This window comes from Neobittarella massiliensis (ex Bilen et al. 2018) (assembly GCF_900289145.1).
Lineage (GTDB): Bacteria > Bacillota > Clostridia > Oscillospirales > Ruminococcaceae > Neobittarella > Neobittarella massiliensis.
This window is the reverse complement of sequence record NZ_OKQO01000004.1, coordinates 147,765-166,630: the sequence shown is the minus strand read 5'-3', so window position 1 is coordinate 166,630 and position 18,866 is coordinate 147,765. Positions and strand designations below refer to the sequence as shown.

22 protein-coding genes and 1 tRNA gene are annotated in these 18,866 nt (G+C 52.8%); 20 read left to right on the top strand and 3 right to left on the bottom strand.

Going from position 1 to position 18,866, the window contains the following annotated elements; genetic code table 11:
- The first annotated feature begins 3 nt into the window (after positions 1 to 3).
- From C6Y32_RS06830 to C6Y32_RS06770, 13 genes are all read left to right on the top strand, one after another.
- On the top strand, positions 4 to 867 hold the full coding sequence (locus C6Y32_RS06830; protein WP_105204590.1) for a CbrC family protein: 864 nt from the start codon (positions 4 to 6) through the stop codon (positions 865 to 867).
- A gap of 15 nt (positions 868 to 882) precedes the next feature.
- On the top strand, positions 883 to 1,662 hold the full coding sequence (locus C6Y32_RS06825) for a hypothetical protein (protein WP_105204589.1): 780 nt from the start codon (positions 883 to 885) through the stop codon (positions 1,660 to 1,662).
- Between the two features lie 12 nt (positions 1,663 to 1,674).
- Complete coding sequence (locus tag C6Y32_RS06820) at positions 1,675 to 2,553, top strand: DUF4261 domain-containing protein (protein ID WP_105204588.1); 879 nt, start codon at positions 1,675 to 1,677, stop codon at positions 2,551 to 2,553.
- On the top strand, positions 2,554 to 2,694 hold the full coding sequence (locus tag C6Y32_RS15335; RefSeq protein ID WP_007862354.1) for a hypothetical protein: 141 nt from the start codon (positions 2,554 to 2,556) through the stop codon (positions 2,692 to 2,694).
- Positions 2,695 to 2,722: 28 nt separating this feature from the next.
- Positions 2,723 to 3,685 carry a helix-turn-helix transcriptional regulator gene (locus C6Y32_RS06815; RefSeq protein ID WP_105204587.1) on the top strand — a complete coding sequence of 321 codons (963 nt, stop codon included), beginning with the start codon at positions 2,723 to 2,725 and terminating at the stop codon, positions 3,683 to 3,685.
- Between the two features lie 131 nt (positions 3,686 to 3,816).
- Entirely contained in the window at positions 3,817 to 4,185 is a 369-nt protein-coding gene (locus C6Y32_RS06810) for a helix-turn-helix domain-containing protein (RefSeq protein WP_003524836.1), read from the top strand.
- Between the two features lie 68 nt (positions 4,186 to 4,253).
- The gene (locus tag C6Y32_RS06805; RefSeq protein WP_425518609.1) at positions 4,254 to 4,811 is read left to right on the top strand and encodes an ImmA/IrrE family metallo-endopeptidase; all 558 of its coding nucleotides are present in this window, start codon (positions 4,254 to 4,256) and stop codon (positions 4,809 to 4,811) included.
- Positions 4,812 to 4,915: 104 nt separating this feature from the next.
- Entirely contained in the window at positions 4,916 to 5,452 is a 537-nt protein-coding gene (locus C6Y32_RS06800; RefSeq protein WP_002592913.1) for a hypothetical protein, read from the top strand.
- 311 nt (positions 5,453 to 5,763) lie between these two features.
- Positions 5,764 to 6,312: a sigma-70 family RNA polymerase sigma factor gene (locus C6Y32_RS06795; RefSeq protein ID WP_006059623.1), complete on the top strand. Its 549-nt coding sequence runs from the start codon at positions 5,764 to 5,766 to the stop codon at positions 6,310 to 6,312.
- Between the two features lie 487 nt (positions 6,313 to 6,799).
- Positions 6,800 to 7,180 carry a type II toxin-antitoxin system PemK/MazF family toxin gene (locus tag C6Y32_RS06785; RefSeq protein WP_002569115.1) on the top strand — a complete coding sequence of 127 codons (381 nt, stop codon included), beginning with the start codon at positions 6,800 to 6,802 and terminating at the stop codon, positions 7,178 to 7,180.
- A gap of 30 nt (positions 7,181 to 7,210) precedes the next feature.
- On the top strand, positions 7,211 to 7,438 hold the full coding sequence (locus C6Y32_RS06780; protein WP_002589006.1) for a helix-turn-helix domain-containing protein: 228 nt from the start codon (positions 7,211 to 7,213) through the stop codon (positions 7,436 to 7,438).
- Positions 7,439 to 7,542: 104 nt separating this feature from the next.
- Positions 7,543 to 7,980, top strand: coding sequence for a helix-turn-helix domain-containing protein (locus C6Y32_RS06775; protein ID WP_024739393.1), 438 nt, complete (start codon positions 7,543 to 7,545; stop codon positions 7,978 to 7,980).
- A complete protein-coding gene (locus C6Y32_RS06770; protein ID WP_069411180.1) occupies positions 7,958 to 9,349 on the top strand; it encodes a tyrosine-type recombinase/integrase in 1,392 nt (463 codons plus the stop codon). The genes C6Y32_RS06775 and C6Y32_RS06770 overlap by 23 nt, the downstream gene beginning before the upstream one ends.
- A gap of 348 nt (positions 9,350 to 9,697) precedes the next feature.
- Here the strand turns inward: C6Y32_RS06770 and C6Y32_RS06765 are convergent.
- Positions 9,698 to 9,774: transfer RNA gene (locus tag C6Y32_RS06765), tRNA-Arg, on the bottom strand.
- Positions 9,775 to 10,164: 390 nt separating this feature from the next.
- Here C6Y32_RS06765 and C6Y32_RS06760 point away from each other — a divergent pair.
- The 4 genes from C6Y32_RS06760 to C6Y32_RS15330 all read left to right on the top strand — a co-directional run bounded on the left by C6Y32_RS06760 (position 10,165) and on the right by C6Y32_RS15330 (position 12,836).
- A complete protein-coding gene (locus tag C6Y32_RS06760; protein WP_243206526.1) occupies positions 10,165 to 11,556 on the top strand; it encodes a TrkH family potassium uptake protein in 1,392 nt (463 codons plus the stop codon).
- A 40-nt stretch (positions 11,557 to 11,596) separates the two neighbouring features.
- On the top strand, positions 11,597 to 12,223 hold the full coding sequence (locus tag C6Y32_RS06755) for a hypothetical protein (protein ID WP_105204585.1): 627 nt from the start codon (positions 11,597 to 11,599) through the stop codon (positions 12,221 to 12,223).
- Between the two features lie 86 nt (positions 12,224 to 12,309).
- The gene (locus C6Y32_RS15745; RefSeq protein ID WP_279287518.1) at positions 12,310 to 12,441 is read left to right on the top strand and encodes a hypothetical protein; all 132 of its coding nucleotides are present in this window, start codon (positions 12,310 to 12,312) and stop codon (positions 12,439 to 12,441) included.
- A 239-nt stretch (positions 12,442 to 12,680) separates the two neighbouring features.
- Positions 12,681 to 12,836 carry a hypothetical protein gene (locus C6Y32_RS15330; protein ID WP_164998172.1) on the top strand — a complete coding sequence of 52 codons (156 nt, stop codon included), beginning with the start codon at positions 12,681 to 12,683 and terminating at the stop codon, positions 12,834 to 12,836.
- Positions 12,837 to 12,918: 82 nt separating this feature from the next.
- Here the strand turns inward: C6Y32_RS15330 and C6Y32_RS06750 are convergent, their stop codons facing one another.
- A complete protein-coding gene (locus C6Y32_RS06750; RefSeq protein WP_164998171.1) occupies positions 12,919 to 14,211 on the bottom strand; it encodes a glycoside hydrolase family 10-like protein in 1,293 nt (430 codons plus the stop codon).
- Between the two features lie 10 nt (positions 14,212 to 14,221).
- Complete coding sequence (gene trxB, locus C6Y32_RS06745) at positions 14,222 to 15,154, bottom strand: thioredoxin-disulfide reductase (protein WP_105204583.1); 933 nt, start codon at positions 15,152 to 15,154, stop codon at positions 14,222 to 14,224.
- A 388-nt stretch (positions 15,155 to 15,542) separates the two neighbouring features.
- Here trxB and C6Y32_RS06740 point away from each other — a divergent pair, with 388 nt between their 5' ends.
- The 3 genes from C6Y32_RS06740 to C6Y32_RS06730 all read left to right on the top strand — a co-directional run bounded on the left by C6Y32_RS06740 (position 15,543) and on the right by C6Y32_RS06730 (position 18,861).
- The gene (locus tag C6Y32_RS06740) at positions 15,543 to 16,490 is read left to right on the top strand and encodes a D-2-hydroxyacid dehydrogenase (RefSeq protein ID WP_105204582.1); all 948 of its coding nucleotides are present in this window, start codon (positions 15,543 to 15,545) and stop codon (positions 16,488 to 16,490) included.
- A gap of 111 nt (positions 16,491 to 16,601) precedes the next feature.
- Positions 16,602 to 17,693 carry an iron-containing alcohol dehydrogenase family protein gene (locus C6Y32_RS06735; RefSeq protein ID WP_105204581.1) on the top strand — a complete coding sequence of 364 codons (1,092 nt, stop codon included), beginning with the start codon at positions 16,602 to 16,604 and terminating at the stop codon, positions 17,691 to 17,693.
- Between the two features lie 13 nt (positions 17,694 to 17,706).
- Positions 17,707 to 18,861, top strand: coding sequence for an aminotransferase class I/II-fold pyridoxal phosphate-dependent enzyme (locus tag C6Y32_RS06730; RefSeq protein ID WP_105204580.1), 1,155 nt, complete (start codon positions 17,707 to 17,709; stop codon positions 18,859 to 18,861).
- Positions 18,862 to 18,866: the final 5 nt, after the last annotated feature.

Below are 18,866 nucleotides of genomic sequence, written 5' to 3'. Positions count from 1 at the left end.
ACCATGAACAAATACCTAAAGCAATATATTGAACTACAAAAGCAGTTTCGGGAGACAGAAGGAAATCCAGACAGTGTCCGTGCCCTCTATGCCTTTAAGGAGGAACTGGAGCAGAGCGAGGACCGGCAGGCCAAGGAAGTGCTGGTGGATGTGTATGACCTCCTGGACTTCAAAAAGGACGCCTACGAGCTGCTTTGCCAAATCGGAGATCGCTCCAATAAAAAGACTCTCAAGCGGCTGGGCACATTGAAGGACTACGCGGAGAACTGGGGCAATCAATACGCCATCCCCAAGCCCAAAACACCAGATGAAAAGCAGAAAGAGAGGGAGCGGCAGGCCCAGCTGGGCCTGCCCACCTTCCGGTATCACCCGAACCCGCTGGAAACCGGCGCCTTTGAGGAGTCCAAAGAGGGTGTTGTCTGCGACTGCTGCGGCAAGATGACCCATATTTTCTATACAAATCCGTTCTTTTCCGTGGAGGATATTGCATATCTGTGCCCAGAGTGCATCGCCAGCGGCGAGGCGGCCCGGAAATATGACGGCAGCTTTCAGGACGATTTCTCTGTGGACGATGGCGTAGACGATCCTGAAAAGCTGGACGAGCTCATCCACCGCACTCCTGGCTACTGTGGCTGGCAGCAGGAATACTGGCGTGCCCACTGCGGCGACTACTGCGCCTATTTGGGCTATGTGGGGGCCAGAGAGCTGCGGGCACTGGGTGTGCTGGAGGAAGTGCTGGACGATCCCATGTGGGACGAGGAACAGAAGGAAATGATCCGGGAATCTGTCAATGGCGGGCATCTGCAATGCTATCTGTTCCGGTGCCTCCACTGCGGAAAGCACCTGGTCTGGATGGATTTTGATTGAAAAGGAGGCAATACTATGGGACTTGACATCTACGCCGGAACATTGACCCGGTACTATTCTCACAACTGGAAAACTGTTGTTCAGCAGTGGGCGGAGGAAAACGGATACACCTTTAACCGGATCCCCCCGGATGGAGAACCCGCCGACAACGAGGAGGAGCTGTCCCCGGCTGAGATCCAGGCGGCAGTGGAGGACTGGCGGGATCAGATCTTAGCCGCCATTTCCCAGCCGAACCAGCCGCACTACACTCCATGGCCGGAGGACAACGAGCGGCCCTATTACACCGATAAGCCGGATTGGGATGCCTTTGGCGCTATGCTGCTGGTGGCTGCCTGTCATACATACGAGGAACCGGTGCCTCTCACCGTGGAGAAGGACTGGGACTTCGGGGAGCATCCCCTGATTGCCCGCCTTGCATCGGACGAGGAGCGGGTGTGGTCCCTGCTTCGGGGCGCGACTTGGTGGCTTCCCCTCACCGACAGCTTTCTATTCCAAGGCCCTCTGCCCACCGATGATCAGACGATGATCGCCACCTTGGGCGGACTGCGGAAGGAGCTGGAAAAGCTGAACCAGCTGGCATGGCAGGCCGATGAGGACACCATCCTTGGCTGGGCAGACACGGAGGGATACCCGGTAGACGGAACCGTAGACTCAGATGGACAGTACAGCAAGGCAGACATCCCGGAACACACCCAGTATGACACCCAATCCCTGGCCAAGTTCGCCTTCTCCATGTTCTGGCGGGCCATGCGGTTTGCCGAGGAACAGCAGGTGCCTATCCTGCTTGATTATTAAGGAGGAAACCAAATGAGCAATAAAGCTTTCCAGCAAAATCTGGACGACAAAAAAGGCCCCCAGCCCGGTGGCCCCTATCTCATTCAGATGCTGTTCAAAGAGCCGGTAGAAATGCCGGATAAAGAAAAAATGACTGCCGTAATGGAGAAGCACATCGGATCAACAGAGTGCTTCTGTTATGATAAGAAAATGGCTGGCTTTGCCGCACAGGAGCATATTGCAGAGTTCAAGGACGGAAAATGCCCGGTGCAGCTGATGGTGATGAAATGCGACAAGTTCAAGGGCAAAGGCTTTGATGCCTTCCTGATGAGCCAGATGTGGGACTGCCAGGAGGACCGGGAGCGGATCTTCCGGGAGTGTAAATATCAGGTGGTAGCCACCGATATGCTGGCTGCGGCACTTCCGGCGCTGGAACGGGCCAACCTGGACGCCGACTTTCTGGAGGCTCTGGCGGAGCTGTACCCCACCTGTGAGGCATTCTATTTCCAGAGCTGCGGCAAACTGTTTCTGGCGGAGGCTGTGCGTTCTCACCAGATTGAAGGCTCGGATCGTTTCATCCGCTTTGGCGTCAATGTTCGCTTCTTTAATATTGAGGGCACTGAGGATATGCTCATCGACACGGTGGGCATGAGCACCCTGTTCCTGCCCGACCTCCAGTACCACTTCCACGACATGAACCCAAATTGGGTGGTAAACCATGCCTACAATGTGGCGTCCTATATTCTGGAGCATGATAACCCCATTCAGGATGGGGAAACCATAGACGGCGTGGCGGATAGCCAGATGTGCCGGGAGGTCCAGTGGAAGTGCCAGTATGAGGACTCCCTGATCCAGCCGCCCAGAGGGGTGCTGGACATCAACATGGGAAACTATGCTTCGGGAGGACGCTGAATGAATGGCGTTGTGCTCCTGGCAGGCGGACTTCTGCTTGTGGCGGTGATCAAGCTGATTATAGATCGAAATTGGATCGGCCTGCTTCTCTGTGCTGTCGCCCTGCTTCTGGTCTTTGGGGCTGGACACCATACAAAATAGGCCATTTTAAGAATCGAGGAGGTGAAGTATGCAGAATTCAACAAATATGCGGATACTGGAATTACTCCGGTTTCTCTATGAGAGGACCGATGAAAACCATCCCGCCACAGTATCTGACATCATTGCCCATCTGAATGGAAAAGGAATTCAGGCAGTGCGGCAGACTGTTTACGCAGATACCAATGCGCTGATCGATGCAGGGATTGATATTGTGGTGGTCAAGAGTACCCAAAACCAATATTTTATGGGAAGCCGACCGTTTGAGTATCCTGAACTGAAAATGCTGACAGACGCAGTAGCATCCTCGAAGATCATTTCTGCCAAGAAATCCGAGGAACTGGTACAGAAATTATGCCGTCTGACCAGCACACATCAGGCAGAACAGCTTCAAAAATTTGCTGCTTTATCCAGCCGTGTCAAACCGCATAATGAAAAGGTTTACTATATCATTGATAATATCCAAACAGCGATTGGAAACCATCAGCAAATTCGGTTCCAATACTATGAATATACTCAGGAAAAAAAGAAAATCTTAAAGCACGATGGATATTATTATGTCGTAAATCCCTATGCGCTTGAATGGAAAAATAACCATTACTATTTGATTGGATTTTCTCTGAAGCATCAGAAGATTGCTCACTTCCGTGTAGATCGGCTAACAAGTGTAGAAAATCTTGAAACTTGCTTTATGCCGATAGAGGGATTTGATGTAGCCTCCTATACAAATAAAATGGTTGATATGTTTACATCGGAGTCATCGAAGGAAGTAACCCTTCTATGTGAAAACGAATTGATGAGAGTAATCATAGATCATTATGGAGAAGATGCCCCTGTTGAGAGATATGATGACGCGCACTTCACAGCAAAAATTGAAGTGAACCCCAGTGGAACTTTTTATGGCTGGATATTCAAATTTAAGGGAAAAATAAAAATTCTATCCCCAAAAGAGTGCATTATAGAAATGCAGCAAATCGCTCAGGAATTTATATAGCGCAAAAGAGGTGTTATTGATTTTTAACACCTCTTTTCAAATGAAATTTTTATCCTTGAAGTGAACAGATGTTCGATATACAATATAAGCAAGATGTTCGCAGTTCGTCGAACAAATGAGAGGTGAATGCTGTGGGCAATATAACTTTTGGATCATTTATAGCCGAGAAACGCAAGGCGCACAAATTCAATTTACGCGATACAGCCAAGCATTTGAATATTGCTTACGGCTATCTGTGTGATATTGAACAAAGCCGCCGTCCTGCACCCAATGGAGATTTTGTGGAACGCATCTCCGCCTTTCTGAATTTGGATAAATCAGAATATGAGTTGCTTTTGGATCTGGCTGCAAAATCACGCAATACAGTATCTGCTGATTTGCCAGACTATATCATGGAAAAAGATATTGTTCGGGCAGCCTTGCGTGTGGCAAAAGAAGTAGACGCTACCGATGAAGAATGGCAGACATTTATGAAAATGCTAAAGGAGCGTAAACGATAGGGGGGATAGCTTTGTCAATTCCACAAATCCGTACAGAAGCAATCGAGGCGGTAGGGCGAAAAATCCTGATGGAATATGATCCCTCTCTGCTATCCGGGCAACCATGTTCTGTGCCAATCGAAACCATTATCGAGACAAAGTTTGATCTAATCCTGGAGTTTCATACACTAAGAAAAAACCCCAAGATATTAGGGGAAACAATTTTCGATGATGGTGCCGTTGTTTTATATGACCAGATACAGAGACAGTATCGAATGATTGCAGTAAGAGCTGGTACAATCTTAATTGATGAACGGCTTTGTGATCCATCAAAATTAGGGCGGCTCCGTTTTACCTGTGCCCATGAGCTGGCTCATTGGGTACTACATAAGAAGTTGTACTCTGGTACTGGAGATGTTGCTGCTTATAACGGAAATGTTTCTTCCGACGAAAGTCATGGCATAATTGAGCGTCAGGCGGATACTCTGGCCTCTGCTCTGCTAATGCCTTTACCGCAGATCAAAAAATGTTTTTACCGGCTTAGAATAGGCCGGACAGATGAACAGCTCATTGCTGAAATGGCAAATATTTTTGAGGTTTCCAAGCAAGCAATGCAGATTCGTCTAAAATCCAGAAACCTGATATAACCAAATGGGGGAATAGAGAGAGGCACTGCCCTCTCTCACGCTCCTCTGCTATGCTATTTTGTACCTAATATGTTCGCAATATTGCGAACAAGGAGGGATGTTCTATGAGAAAAGAAAGCACAACAATCCAAAAATGTAACAGCAGGCTAACAGCTTTGGGGCTTAACAGCGACGCTGCGTTTCATAGAAGTAAGCTGATTCTAAAGATTTACCGTGATGTAGTCTGGGTTCTGAGTGAACGGGCAGAAGAATTACAAGAAACTGCTTGGATTATGGGAGAACAAGATATAGAGTCTGGCCTCTGCTATCTTGAAAATTTTGCACCAGATATTGAACTGCAAGCCTTTGAAGAAAAAGTTTGCTGCCTTGTTCAAAATCAAATGTTGGTCAATATTATTGACCGTGCACTCCTTCGTCTGAAACGGTATCCGGATCGAGGAGAACTTTACTATGAAATTTTGACTAAGCAATTTATCTATCGGTTCAACAGTACAGAGAAAGAATTGCTGGAAGAACTAAATATAGAGCGCAGTGTCTTTTATGACCGAAAACGAGAAGCCATCTATTTATTTTCTGTTTGCTTGTTTGGATATTCTATTCCAGAAGTCCTGGAGGAGCTGCCCCGACTAAATCCCGACTAAATCCCGACTAAATCCCGACAAATCCCCGACCTAATCCCTACTCCCTTCCGACTTCCGACCTGCTATACTTGTTATAGTGGCAGGAATGCGCTAAATTGAATACTTTTCTACATAAGGCCCGGCATTAACCGGGCTTTTTTCATTCCTGCTGCAATATGGCGGCAGGAACATGGCTGGAGGTGAAAACACTTCCGGCCTTTTTCTTTGCCCGGTATTAGGAGGCCGGTATGCGCTGGGAGGCGTACATAGCAAAATATCCATGACACCGTTCAAATTCGCTGACTACCAAGAATTTGAACGGAGGAAAGGATATGACGAGAGTATTCATTTGGAAAAATAACAGCCCACAGGAATGGGAGGAAATCAGTTTTTCAGCGTTCAGTAAGGCACGCCGCAATGGTTGCTTTACTGGGCGCTTTTTTGTTGAAACAGTCAAAATGTTCCGTGATGAAGATGACCGCATTATCATGGAATGTTCTCGCAAAGATTTTGAAAAATACCAACAGGAGGACCGCCACAGCCGCTATCTCCAGGAACATGAGAAAAGTCGCTCTATATTCCCGGCTTCTCATGTGGGAGATCGTGACGGCACAGAGGAAGGTTATCAGGATACAGATTTGTTTGTGGATGAATCTGTTGATACTGCGGAACAAGCTATTCAGAATTTACTTCTTGAGGATTTACACCAAGCTCTATTGAAACTGAGTCCAGCAGAACGAGATTTTATATTGTCCTATTATGAAATGAAAATACCAAATGCAACTTGTTTAGCCCAACGATATGGTATTACTCGGCAAGCCGCAGATAAGCGATTGAAAAAAATTGAAGAAAAAATAAAAAAGTTGGTTGCGATTTTCTAAAAAAGTGGCAGTAGCAAGTGAGAGGGAAATCCTTTCACTTGCACCTTGACAACCTCATATACGAATCATTAAGTTTGATCCTCTTTGGGCGTAATAGCCGCTACATCAGCGGTATATTTTCTGAGAGCTGCCACTCGCATAACAGGCCAACCCATTTTTGCTGTATAGATGAGTTTTCGGTTTATCAGAAATATATCAGGCTGGAATACATCGGATGGCATCCGGTCATGGCATAACAAGGAGGAAAGCTCTCTTACAGCCATAGTCCGAGCGTGATAATAACCGTCGCAGGCCATGGGTAAGACCAAACGAAGTGGAGGTGAAACTCCTGAGAAGCAGGCCAGCCACCTGCGGCTTAATGATTACCCAAGTCCCTGGGGTGTCGTGGACAAGTAAGGGATAAAACAGGCGCTAAATTGAAGGAGACTCTGTAATTTGCAGAGCCTCCTTCTTACATAATCAAATCTCAAAACATAGGAGGATGAACATGAAAGAAGATTGGATTTATAAGCGTGGGGATTTATATTATGCCAATTTGAATCCTTATTTTGGATCAGAGCAAGGCGGCACCCGTCCTGTCCTGGTTCTTCAAAACAATGTGGGGAATTTTTTCTGCCCCACTTTGATCGTAGCTCCGCTCACCAGTAAATGGATTAAGAAAAAGGAGCTGCCCACACACTATGCACTGGAGAGCGTTCCAGAGCTTGGACTGAAATCTGTTGTTCTGCTGGAGCAAATTAAAACGATTGATAAAAGGCGTGTTTTATCGTACATTGGGCGCGTATCTCGCGAAGAAATGAGAGCGATTGATGATGCTCTGCAAGTTAGTTTAGATATTCATATTCCGGAGGAAATGGAGGCTCCGTAAGGCCACTTACCGGATAAAGGAGGCGTTTTTATGTTTGAAGCAAGAATTGCGGAATTGAACCGCTTTAATGAACAAAATCCTGTCAGCTATGACAAAAGAACCTATACGGTCGATGAGATTCAGGACATTCTAGGTATCAGTCGTCCCACAGCATATAATCTGGTAAAACAAGGTGTATTCCACAGCGTCAGAGTCGGCGGTCATATCCGCATTTCCAAAAAGAGCTTTGATGACTGGCTGGATCACACAGATGAATGATTTGTCAAGGATGCCGATCTCCAAATCGACATCCTTAACTTTTTTTCTGCTTTCTCTTACAATGAGGCCATAGCAAGAAAAACTTTATAGAGGAGGCAAAAGCCATGCAGAAACAAAGAGTAAAGACCAGTATGTCTGTACCAGAGATGGGCAAAATGCTTGGGCTTGGTAAAGTAGAATCCTACTGGTTGGTTAAAAAGAACTATTTCAAAACAATTCAAGTGGCCGGACGAATGAGAGTTATGCTGGATAGCTTTGAAGATTGGTATGCCTGCCAGTTCCACTATAAAAAAGTGGATGGTACACCGCCCGGAGAGAAATGGAGGCATACTACGATGTCAGTTCCGGAAATGGCGGATCTTTTGGGGCTGAAATCTGGCACAGCTTATGACCTTGTTAAAAGGGGCTATTTTGAGACGACCTTGATTGATCGAAGAATTCGTATCATTACCAGCAGTTTTGAAGCCTGGTATCAAAAGCAAACTCATTATGTGAAAATCTCAGAAAGGAGCAATGAAAATGGCATCTATCGTGAAGCGTAAAAGCAAATATTCTGTGGTGTATGATTACACAGATGAAAACGGAAAACGCAGACAGCGTTGGGAAACCTTCAGCACAAATGCAGAAGCAAAAAAACGAAAAAAGCAAATTGAGTATGAGCAGGACTCTGGAACCTTCTTTATTCCTACGGCAAAGACCCTGAACGATCTGCTCGATGAATATATGTCCATCTATGGTGTAAATACCTGGGCAATGTCAACATATGAAAGCCGCCGTGGTCTGGCGAGAAACTACATAACTCCTATTATCGGAGATATGTTACTATCCGACATCACTCCAAGGATGATGGATAAGTATTACCGCGATCTGCTCTCTGTGAAAACGGTAAGCGTCAACAACCGCAAACCCACAAGCGAATATCTGACCCCGCATACAGTAAGAGAAATTCACAAGCTACTTCGCAGTGCCTTTAATCAGGCGGTGCGTTGGGAACTAATCAGCCGTAACCCTGTCCTGAATGCGACACTTCCCAAAGAAGAACATAAAGAACGGGATATATGGACTGCCGAAACGCTGAGCAAGGCTATGGAAGTCTGTGATGATCCTATCCTCTCCCTTGCCTTAAATCTGGCGTTCTCCTGCTCTTTACGCATTGGTGAAATGCTGGGCCTTACCTGGGACTGCATTGATATTGCACCACAGAGCATAGAAAATGGTTCAGCTTATATATTCGTCAACAAAGAGCTGCAACGGGTTACACGAGGTGCATTGGACGATTTGAGCGACAAAGGTGTTATTAAGAAGTTTCCACCTTGCATAGCCAGTACCCATACTGCTCTGGTCCTGAAAGAGCCTAAAACCAAAACCAGTATTCGCCGCGTGTACCTGCCGAAAACAGTTGCCTATATGCTGGTAGAGAGAAAAAAAGAAATTGATGAGCTGATGGATCTGTTTGGAGATGAATACATCGACAATAACCTGGTCTTTTGCTCCAGCAATGGCCGTCCGATGGAAAGTCAGGTGATTAACCGTGCTTTCAATAAACTTATCAAAGAAAACGGACTGCCTCATGTTGTGTTCCATTCTCTCCGCCACTCCAGCATCACCTACAAGCTGAAACTCAATGGCGGCGATATGAAATCAGTCCAGGGTGACTCCGGTCATGCTCAGGTTAAAATGGTTGCGGATGTCTATTCTCACATCATCGACGAGGATCGGTGCATAAACGCTCAGCGATTGGAGAAAGCTTTTTATTCCTCTAAGACTCCTGATCCCGTTGAAGATACAGAGCCAGAAACTGCGGATACTGCCGTCACTGAAAGTGATGAAAGTGATGCAGTGAAGATACTGGAGCTGCTTAAAAATCCCGAAACTGCCGCACTGCTCAAGCAGCTGGCAAAGGCTTTATAAAGTCCCCACCTCAGAAGAACGCCTCTCGCTTTGTGAGAGGTTTTCTTCGTTTGAACCACTTTGCACAGTGACCAAACACTTTTTTTGTTAGCAAGGTTCTGAAGGCATTTTTGAGCGATGTTAGCAAATTCGCGATTTTGTTTGCAACTTCCTCTAATTTCTGCTAACAAATGTTTGCAAGTTCCTTTGGTAAAAATCGAACCTCTGACTTACCGCCTTTCTTAGCAAAAGGCCAAATCTCGTTAGCAAATGTTAGCAAACCAAGGTTTTTTGCAAAAAAGCCACCAAAGCCGCAAAAATAAGAAAAGCCGAAAACCCTGATAAATCAAAGGTTTTCGGCGTGTTTGCTGGCGTCCCTGGCGGGATTCGAACCCACGGCCTTTCGCTTAGGAGGCGAACGCTCTATCCTGCTGAGCTACAGAGACTTATATTAAATTGAGACTGGCAACGATCACTTTTCCCCGTAAGGCAGCTGGTAGAGCACAACCTTAGGAGGCGAACGCTCTATCCTGCTGAGCTACAGAGACTTATATTAAATTGAGACTGGCAACGATCACTTTTCCCCGTAAGGCAGCTGGTAGAGCACAACCTTAGGAGGCGGTCGCTCTATCCGACTGAGCTACAGGCGCAATTCTTCGGCCCTTATAAAAGCCAGCACTTAGTATACTAAAAACGCACTAAAAAAGCAAGATACGGTCCAAAATAACTGGCATAGGCCATATTGAAAAACAAAGGGGCCTTTGCTATACTTGTGGTGCGTTGGATACGGCTGCAGGTTTATGCCTGCAAATTTTTTGTAAAAGAGGCTTTTTTATATGTCTACTTTACGCCCCGGTACACCGGCCAAGCCCAGAGATAAAAAGGCGGCCATGTCACCGACTCAGCTTATCGTCATCAGCTTTGCGCTGGTCATATTGACGGGTACTCTGCTGTTGAGCCTGCCCATCTCCTCCCGCGACGGCAGTTTTACGCCGCTGCTGGACTCGATGTTCACCGCCACTTCGGCCACCTGTGTGACCGGGCTGATCGTGTTTGACACCTATTTGCACTTTTCACTTTTTGGGCAGCTGGTGATCTTGACCCTCATCCAAATCGGCGGGTTGGGGCTCATTACGCTGGTGACCTTTTTTACGGTGGCCATGGGGCGCAAGCTGGGCTTTAAGAGCATGTCGCTGGCCCAGGAATCCATCAACGCCCAGTCGATGGTGAACCTGTCGCAGCTGCTGCGGATGGTGGTGGTGGTGTCGCTGTGCATCGAGGGCATCGGCGCGATCATCATGTGCTTTTCATTCGTGCCCCGGTTTGGCTTGGCGCAGGGGATATACACCTCCATCTTTTTGGCGGTATCGGCTTTTTGCAACGCCGGATTTGACATTTTGGGCCACGAGGGAGCCTACTCCAGTTTGATCCACTACACCGACGACCCCATCGTTATCGGGACCATCTCGCTGCTGATCATCATTGGCGGGCTGGGCTTTGTGGTGTGGCGGGACCTGTGGGACTGGCGCAAGACCAAAAAGCTGCAGCTGCACACCAAGATCGTGCTGATGCTGACCGGCGGGCTCATCGTGGGGGGGACCATCTTCTTTTGCGCCTTTGAGTGGAATAATCCCCAGACCATGGGCGGGCTGTCTACCCTGGAAAAGCTGGGGGCCGGGTACTTCCAGTCGGTCTCGACCCGTACGGCGGGCTTTAACTCGATCAATTTGGCGGACATGAGCGGCTTTACCAAGCTGTTTGCCTCGATCTGGCAGTTTATCGGCGCGGCGCCCGGCTCGACCGGCGGCGGCATTAAGGTGACCACCTTTGCCGTGCTGGTGATGACGGTGGTGAGCATGTCGCGTGGGCGGGGCGAGACGGTGATGCTGCGCCACCGCATAGACCCCAAGACCGTATACAAGGCCATCTCGATCACCTGTATGGCCATTATGATCGTGCTGGGCGTATCGATCGTGATGTATCTGTCGATGCGGCCCGGCCCGGCCAAGACCCCCATCAATGCCATTTTTGAGGCCTGCAGCGCCTTTGGCACCGTTGGGCTATCGGTGGGCGTGACCGAACAGGGCACCGCGCTGACCCACATCGTGACCAGCCTGACCATGTTTATAGGCCGAGTGGGGCCCGCATCGCTGGCAATATCGCTGGCGATGCCCAAAAAACAGGCCAAGAACCGCGTGATGCCCGAGGGCAAGCTGCTGGTGGGCTGACGGCCGCCGGCTGGTGACCGGGCGAGAGGAGCTATCTGTTATGCCTTTTACCGCTGTACACATGCGCAACTTCCCCGATTTTGACATGCTGCCGGCCATTGTGCCGACCTCGTTTCCCTTTGAGAGCGGCTCGTTTAAACCCTTTTTACACGCCCGCATCGCGGCGGTGGAGGGGACCGGCATACTGGTGAACTTTGCCGTGTATGAGAACGCCGCTACACTGCCTATTGCCCAAAACACTGCCGACCAGCTGCAAAACTGCTGTGCCTCGATCTCGCTGTGTCCCTTCCCCGAGGTAAGCGCGCGCTATATCAACGTGACCGGCGACATTTTTGGCGGCTTTACCGGCAAACTGTGCGCAGATCAGGAGCAGATAGACGACCTGACCGGCGAGATCACCGCCGATTTTACCCCCCTGACCCAGGGGGGCAGCAACGAGATCGGCTACTACTGGGGGCTGACTTTTTTGCTGTCGGACCGGCTGCTGGACCGGCTGTACGGCACCCACACACTGACGCCGGCCAGTGTGATGCGCGGAAATATCTATATTCTGTGCCACAACCCGGCCATGGAGCACTTCGGCTCGGTCAGCCCCATCACCGACCTGCAAAACCGCACCCCTTACCGCTGTGACGGCTTTGCCGATATTCCTTTTATTTCCCTTTAAAACAGGCCCGGGCCGTGCTATACTGAGGGTGGGGCCAGACCCCGTATTTTGGGCTTTGCGCCCGGGGTGAAAAGGACGTGATCGCTGTGAAACTATTGAGTAAGCTACTGGTACTGGTGACGCTGGCGGCAGTGGTGCTGGCCTTCCTCACCGAGCGGGAAAACGACCGCTACCGCGATTTTTTTAAACACTATATCCCCCTTGACCTGGAGGACTAAATGGCGGCGGGCCCCCAAATACCTGGGGGCCCGCTTTTTTTACCGGTGTCGTCTCCGCCCGGCGGCGGGCGGACAGGCCAGGTGGGGGAGAGGCAAACGGCGCCAAATCTTACGTTTTGCTTTCGAGAAAGCTACAGTGTGGTGAACTCTATTGCCGGGCGCTGTGGGAGTGGGTATGATAGAGACAGAGAGAAAGATCGCTGCTCTCTACACCTTCTCACAGAAAGGACGTGCCGGTCATGTTCTCGGCTCTGATGGCCCTACCTGGCCACGGGGGAGGCATTCTGGAATTTTTTAAGAGCATCCCCCTGCTGCCCATTTTGGGCGCGGCGCTGGCCGCGGTGCTGGTGCTGCTGCTCGTCTCTACCATCGCCTACCGCCGACGCGGCAAATAGCTCTGCCAAATAGGAGGCCCCGACCACCGCTCAAAGCGCGGCTGTCGGGGCCTTTTTTTGCATGCAAGCAGTACGGTGCCGCCTATTTATCCTGTAGCAGCTCTTGCAGGTTGAGCATCTCTTTGCCCACCACTTCGCCGCTCTGGGCCAGGTTGTCGTAGCGGAAGAGGATGAACCCGCTATAGCTGGTCTTGGTGCGGCTGTCTTTGACCATGCGGGCAAGATCGTCGCCGTTTTGGGTGAAGCCGCTCTCGCTGTCGCCCACCCGGTAGGCGGCCAGGCCGATGTACAGCTTGACCGAGGGCTCTTTCATATAGGCGTTCCACTCGCTGATCTTGACGTCGAAGCGGGCGCTGGGCAGCGGGTGCTCGTACCCCCAGTAGATCTGGGGCGCTATGTAGTCGATATACCCCTTTTGCGCACACCAGGTCTTGACATCGCTGTACATGCTGTCGTAGCAGTTGTCCACATTTCCCTGTGGGCTGATACCAAAAGTACAGTCGGAGCGCAGGCTGTGTACGGTCTGATATACCTGCTTGACCAGTGTATCGACGTTTTGGCGGCGAAAATCGCCCCGCTCGAGCGTGCCGCCAGCGGCGGTGTAGCGGCTGTAGGCGGCGGCATCAAAGCTGTCGTCGATGCCGGAGGGGTAAAAGTAATCGTCGAAATGGATGCCGTCGACCTGATAATTTTTCACGATCTCGGCCACGCCGTCGACGATGAGCTGCTGTACCTCGGGGATCGCGGGGTTATAGTAGAGGCCTTCGCCCACCTGGACCACCCAGTCGTTTTTAGTCTGTTCGTCGGCAAACCACTTGTAGCCCGGATTTTCGGCGCAGGGGGCCGTTCCCTCGGTGCTGGATATGCGGTAGGGATTGACCCAGGCCTCGATGGTGAGGCCTCTATCGTGGGCCGACTGCACCATGACTGCCAGCGGGTCGAAAGCCATGTGGTCGCCCTGTTTACCGGTGATATACTGGGAGGAGGGAAACAGCTGGGACCGGTACAGCGCGTCGCTGAAGGGGCGCACCTGTACGATCACGGTGTTGAGCCCCATATTCACACAGTTATCGAAAGCAGAATTTATACTATTTGTAAATTCCATCTCGGTTTTGCCCTGCAGGCGATCTTGCAAGTCGAGATAGGAAAACCACACCGCCCGGTACTCGCCGGTGTTTTTGACCGAGTTCTCTTCGGCGGTGACCACTGACGGTGCAGCGCTGCTGGCCGACTTTTTGCCGTCGCCGCCGGAGAGACCGCGCATCAGCATGAAGGTGGCCCCCACCATGACCAGGGCGATGAGCAGGGCCAGCCCCTGACCGCCGCCCCGGCGCTGGCCCCGGGCCTGCTTTTTGGGGGTGATCTTTTTGCCCATGTGCGCCCCCCTACGCCAGCTCGGCAGCGATATAGCTGCCGGCCATAACGGCGGCCACAGCGCCATCGGCGGCGGCAGTCACCAGCTGCCGCACCTGTTTTTGGCGGGTGTCGCCGGCGGCGAATACACCGGGGACGCTGGTCTTGGTATCCTCTCCGGCCAGCACGAAACCGCTCTCATCGAGCTGTATGCTATTGGCAAAAGGGGTGTTTTGGGGAATGCGGCCCACCGCCACGAACACGCCGTCAACGGCCAGTGTCTGCTGCTCTTGGGTGACCACGTTCTGACACCGCAGCGCGCTCACCTTATCTTGCCCCTGGATCTCGAGGGGGATGGTGTTGTAGAGGATCTCGATATTGGCGCGCTTTTTGACCGCATTTACGTTGTGCTGCTCGCCGCGGAAGGTATCGCGGCGGTGCAGGATATAGACCTTTTGGCACTGGTTGGACAAAAACAGCGCGTCCTCCAGCGCGGTATTGCCGCCGCCGATGACTGCCGTCACCTTATTTTTATAGAAGTTGCCGTCGCAGGTGGCGCAGTAGGACACCCCGTGGCCGGTGTATTTTTGCTCGCCGGGGATATCGAGCTTGCGGCTGATGACGCCGTTTGCCAAAATGACCGCCTTGGCGCGGTACTCGGTCTGGGCCGTATACACCGTTTTGATGGGACCGGAAAAATCGTGCCCCTCGATCTGCTCGTAGCGCACCTCGGCCCCGTGGGACACAGCCTGCTCGTACATATTGGTGGCCAGCTCTACCCCGGAGATCTTGGCGATGGAGGGGTAGTTTTCCACCTCCCAGGTGTTGATGATCTGCCCGCCGTGCACGTTGCTCTCGAGCACGATGACCGAGTTGCCGCCGCGGGCGCCGTACATCGCCGCAGTGAGGCCGGCCGTGCCGGCGCCGATGATGAGGATATCTACTTCTTGTGGCTGTCTCTCCATGATCGTTTCTCCTATTTGTTCACAGGTGCGGCGCCGGCACACAGCAGTCCACCGCCCCCGGGCGGCAGCCACACCTTGTCCACTACTTCTACTATACAGGCAGTGTTGCCTGTTTATGCCATTATCATACCCCATTTTTGGCGCTGTCGCAACCGAGCCGCAACCGAGATGCGGCGGTGAGCACGGCGGCGATACATGTGGGCTTTGGAAGTCCAACATGTGTAGGATATACATGATATTGGGGAATATCAGAGGACAATTCGTTGTATATGAGAATATTTATACATTTATATGGATATTTTTTAAAAAATCGTTGCCATTTTTGCCCGGCTGTGCTACAGTAACAACATAAAATATAGCCACACCGTTACCGCTAGGAGGAAAGCCCATGAAAGTCGCCGTCATCTCCCCTTTTTCCCCGCCGCTGCAGCAGAAGATCCGCGAAGCCGCTGCCGGCTGCGAGGTCACCTTTTTTGATCGACCGCTCACCGCGCAGGAGATCGGCCAGTACCACATCATCGTGGGCAACCCGGCCCATGCACTGCTGCCCCAGGCGACCAACTTGAAACTGCTGCAGCTCATCAGCGCCGGCACCGACGGCTACACCGACAGGGCAGTGTATCCCGGCGACAACGTGGTGCTGTGCAATGCCTCCGGCGCGTACGGCGACGTGATCGCCGAATTTATGCTGGCCATGCAGCTGTGCCTGCAGAAAAACCTGCACCTGTACCGCGACAATATGGCGCACCCGGCGTGGGAGATGCTGCCGGCCGGAGCCGGGGCTGCGGGAGCCACGGTGCTCTGCCTGGGCACCGGTGATATCGGCGGCCACTACGCCCAAAAGGTACAGGCGCTGGGCGGCTATACCATCGGGGTAAAAAATACGCCGGCGACGGAGCTGCCCGGCTTTGACGAGCTGCACACCACCGGCGAGCTGGACGCGCTGCTGCCGCGGGCGGACGTTATTGCCATGAGCCTGCCAGACACCCCGGCCACCCGCGGCCTGATGGGGGCCGACCAGTTGGCCCGGTGCAAGCCCGGCGCGCTGCTCATCAATGTGGGGCGCGGCACCGCGGTGGACACCGAGGCGCTGCTGCAGGCGCTGCAGAGCGGCCGCCTGGGCGGGGCGGCGCTGGATGTGACCGACCCGGAACCGCTGCCGGCCGACCACCCGCTGTGGCGGCAGCCGGGCTGCCTGATCACCCCGCACGTGACCGGCCGCTCGAACGACCAGGTGACCAAAAAGGCGATCGCCGAGATCGCTGCGGCCAACATCGCCAGCTTTTTGCAAAGCGGCAAGCCGGTGCGGGCGGTGGACTTTAAAAAGACCTATTAAAAGCGATCTTACTTCTTTTGACCCTATCGACTACTCAGAAGGCGCGGGCCACGCAGGCCGGTCCCGGCGGCGTGTATCCGCGCTCTCTTTTTCACTTAAAGGAGGCTCTTTATGTCTGACTATTCTGTCTCGCTGGCCAGCTACACCATCGGCGCTGACGCCTACGACAAGTTGGCGGCACACTGCCTGACCTGCGGCAAAAAGGCGCTGGCCGTGGGCGGCAAGACGGCACTGGAAAAGGCGCTGCCCAAGATACAGGCGGCGCTGGCCGGCACCGGCGTGGAGCTGGCTGACCCGCTGTGGTATGGCGGTGAGTGCACCTACGAGAATATCGACCTGGTTGCCGCAGCGGCCGGGCAGTGCGGCGCCGACATGATCCTGGGCGTGGGCGGCGGCAAGGCGCTGGACACCGCCAAAGGCGCCGCCCAGCGGGCGGGCGTGCCGGTATTTTGCCTGCCCACCATCGCCGCCACCTGCGCGGCCACCTCGGCCCAGTCGATCGTGTACACGGCCGACAGCGTCTTCGACTCGTTTTACTTTCTCGACGGGCCGGCCGCCCATGTGTTCATCGACACCCAGATCATCGCCGAGGCGCCGGTCAAGTACCTGCGCGCCGGTATCGGCGATACGGTGGCCAAACATTACGAGTGCGCGCTATCGGCCCAAAATGACGAGCTGGCCCACTCTGACGCGTTGGCTGTACAGGTGAGCGGGCTGTGTGTGGGGCCCATTCGCCGCTACGGCCTGCAGGCGCTTGCCGACTGCCGGCAAGACATAGCCACCTTTGCCCTGGAGCAGGTGGTGCTGGCCATCATCGTCACCACCGGCATGGTATCGGTGCTGATACAGGACAAGTATAATGGGGCGCTGGCCCACAGCCTGTTTTACGGATTTACCATCCTGCCCCACTTTGAGGAGCACTACCTGCACGGCGACGTGGTGGGGTATGGGGTGCTGGTACAGCTGGCGGTAGAAAAACGGCAGCAGGAGCTGGCAGAACTGTACCAGCTGTTTGCAGACATGGGGCTGCCCACCTGCCTGGCCGACATCGGCGTGCGCTGCGACCGGGAGGAGCTGGCCCCCATACTGGCCGAGACGCTGGCCGGGGCGGACATGGAGTATTTGCCTTGGCCCATTACCGGCGAGATGGTATTGGCCGGCATTGAGCAGGTAGAGGCGCTGGCGGCGCCGGCCAAGGTATAGGGGGCGCAGTGACATGAAAAACAAGTACATTGCCAAGCGGTACTGGAAAAACACCGATACAGCCATGGCTGCCAGCGGTAAGCTGGCCGGGCTGTACCCCGACCTGATCAACCTGGCCATCGGCGACCCCGACCTGACCACCGACAGCCGCATCATCGAGGCGGCCATGGCCGACGCCGAGCTGGGGCACACCCACTACACCGGCACCCTGGGCGACGCCGAACTGTTGCAGGCCATTGGTGCGTATTACCGCGAGATGTACCGGTACGAGATCCCCGGGGACGGGTGTATCGTGACGGCCAGTGCCTGCCACGGAATGTGGCTGGCGCTGGAGGCCATTTTGGACGACGGCGACGAGGTCATCATCCCCGACCCGTACTTTACCCCGTACCCCTACCAGGTGGAGCTGGCCCGCGGCGTACCGGTGTTTTTGCCCACCTATGAGAGCGAGAACTTTCAGATCGACATCGGGCGGCTGGAGGGGCTCATTACCCCCCGCACCAAGGCCATTATTTTAAATACCCCCAACAACCCCACCGGCAGTTGCCTGTCGCTGGAGACCTTACAAAAAGTCGGAAAGATCGCCGAGCAGTACGACCTTCTGCTCATCGCCGACGATATCTACACCATCTTCAGCTTTGAAAATCCGTTTATCCCGGTGACCACCCTGCCCGGGCTGGCCGAGCGCACCATTACCGTGTGCAGCTTTTCGAAGGACTACTGTATGACCGGCTGGCGCATCGGCTACAACTTGGCGCCGCCCGAGATCGTGGCGGTGATGCGGGATATCAACGAAAATGTGGTGTACACTGCGCCGGCGCCTTCACAGCGGGCGGCGCTGCACGCGCTGAAGCTGCGCCATCAGGTACAGCCGGCCATCATCGACGAGTTTAAGACCCGGTTGGACTACGCCTACCAGCGCATCTGCCAGATCGACTACCTTTCGGTACTGCCGGTGCGGGGGAGCATCTACCTGTTTGTCAACATCCAAAAGACCGGGCTGACCTCGGCGGCTTTTTGCCGGAGACTGCTGGAGCACTACCACATCAACGCGATATCCGGCGAGGCGTTTGGCGCCTGTGGTGAGGGCTACGTACGGCTGGCGCTGACCGTGGGCGTGCCGGCCCTCAAAGAGGCCTTTGACCGGCTGGACCCCCACCAGTTTTAGCCGAC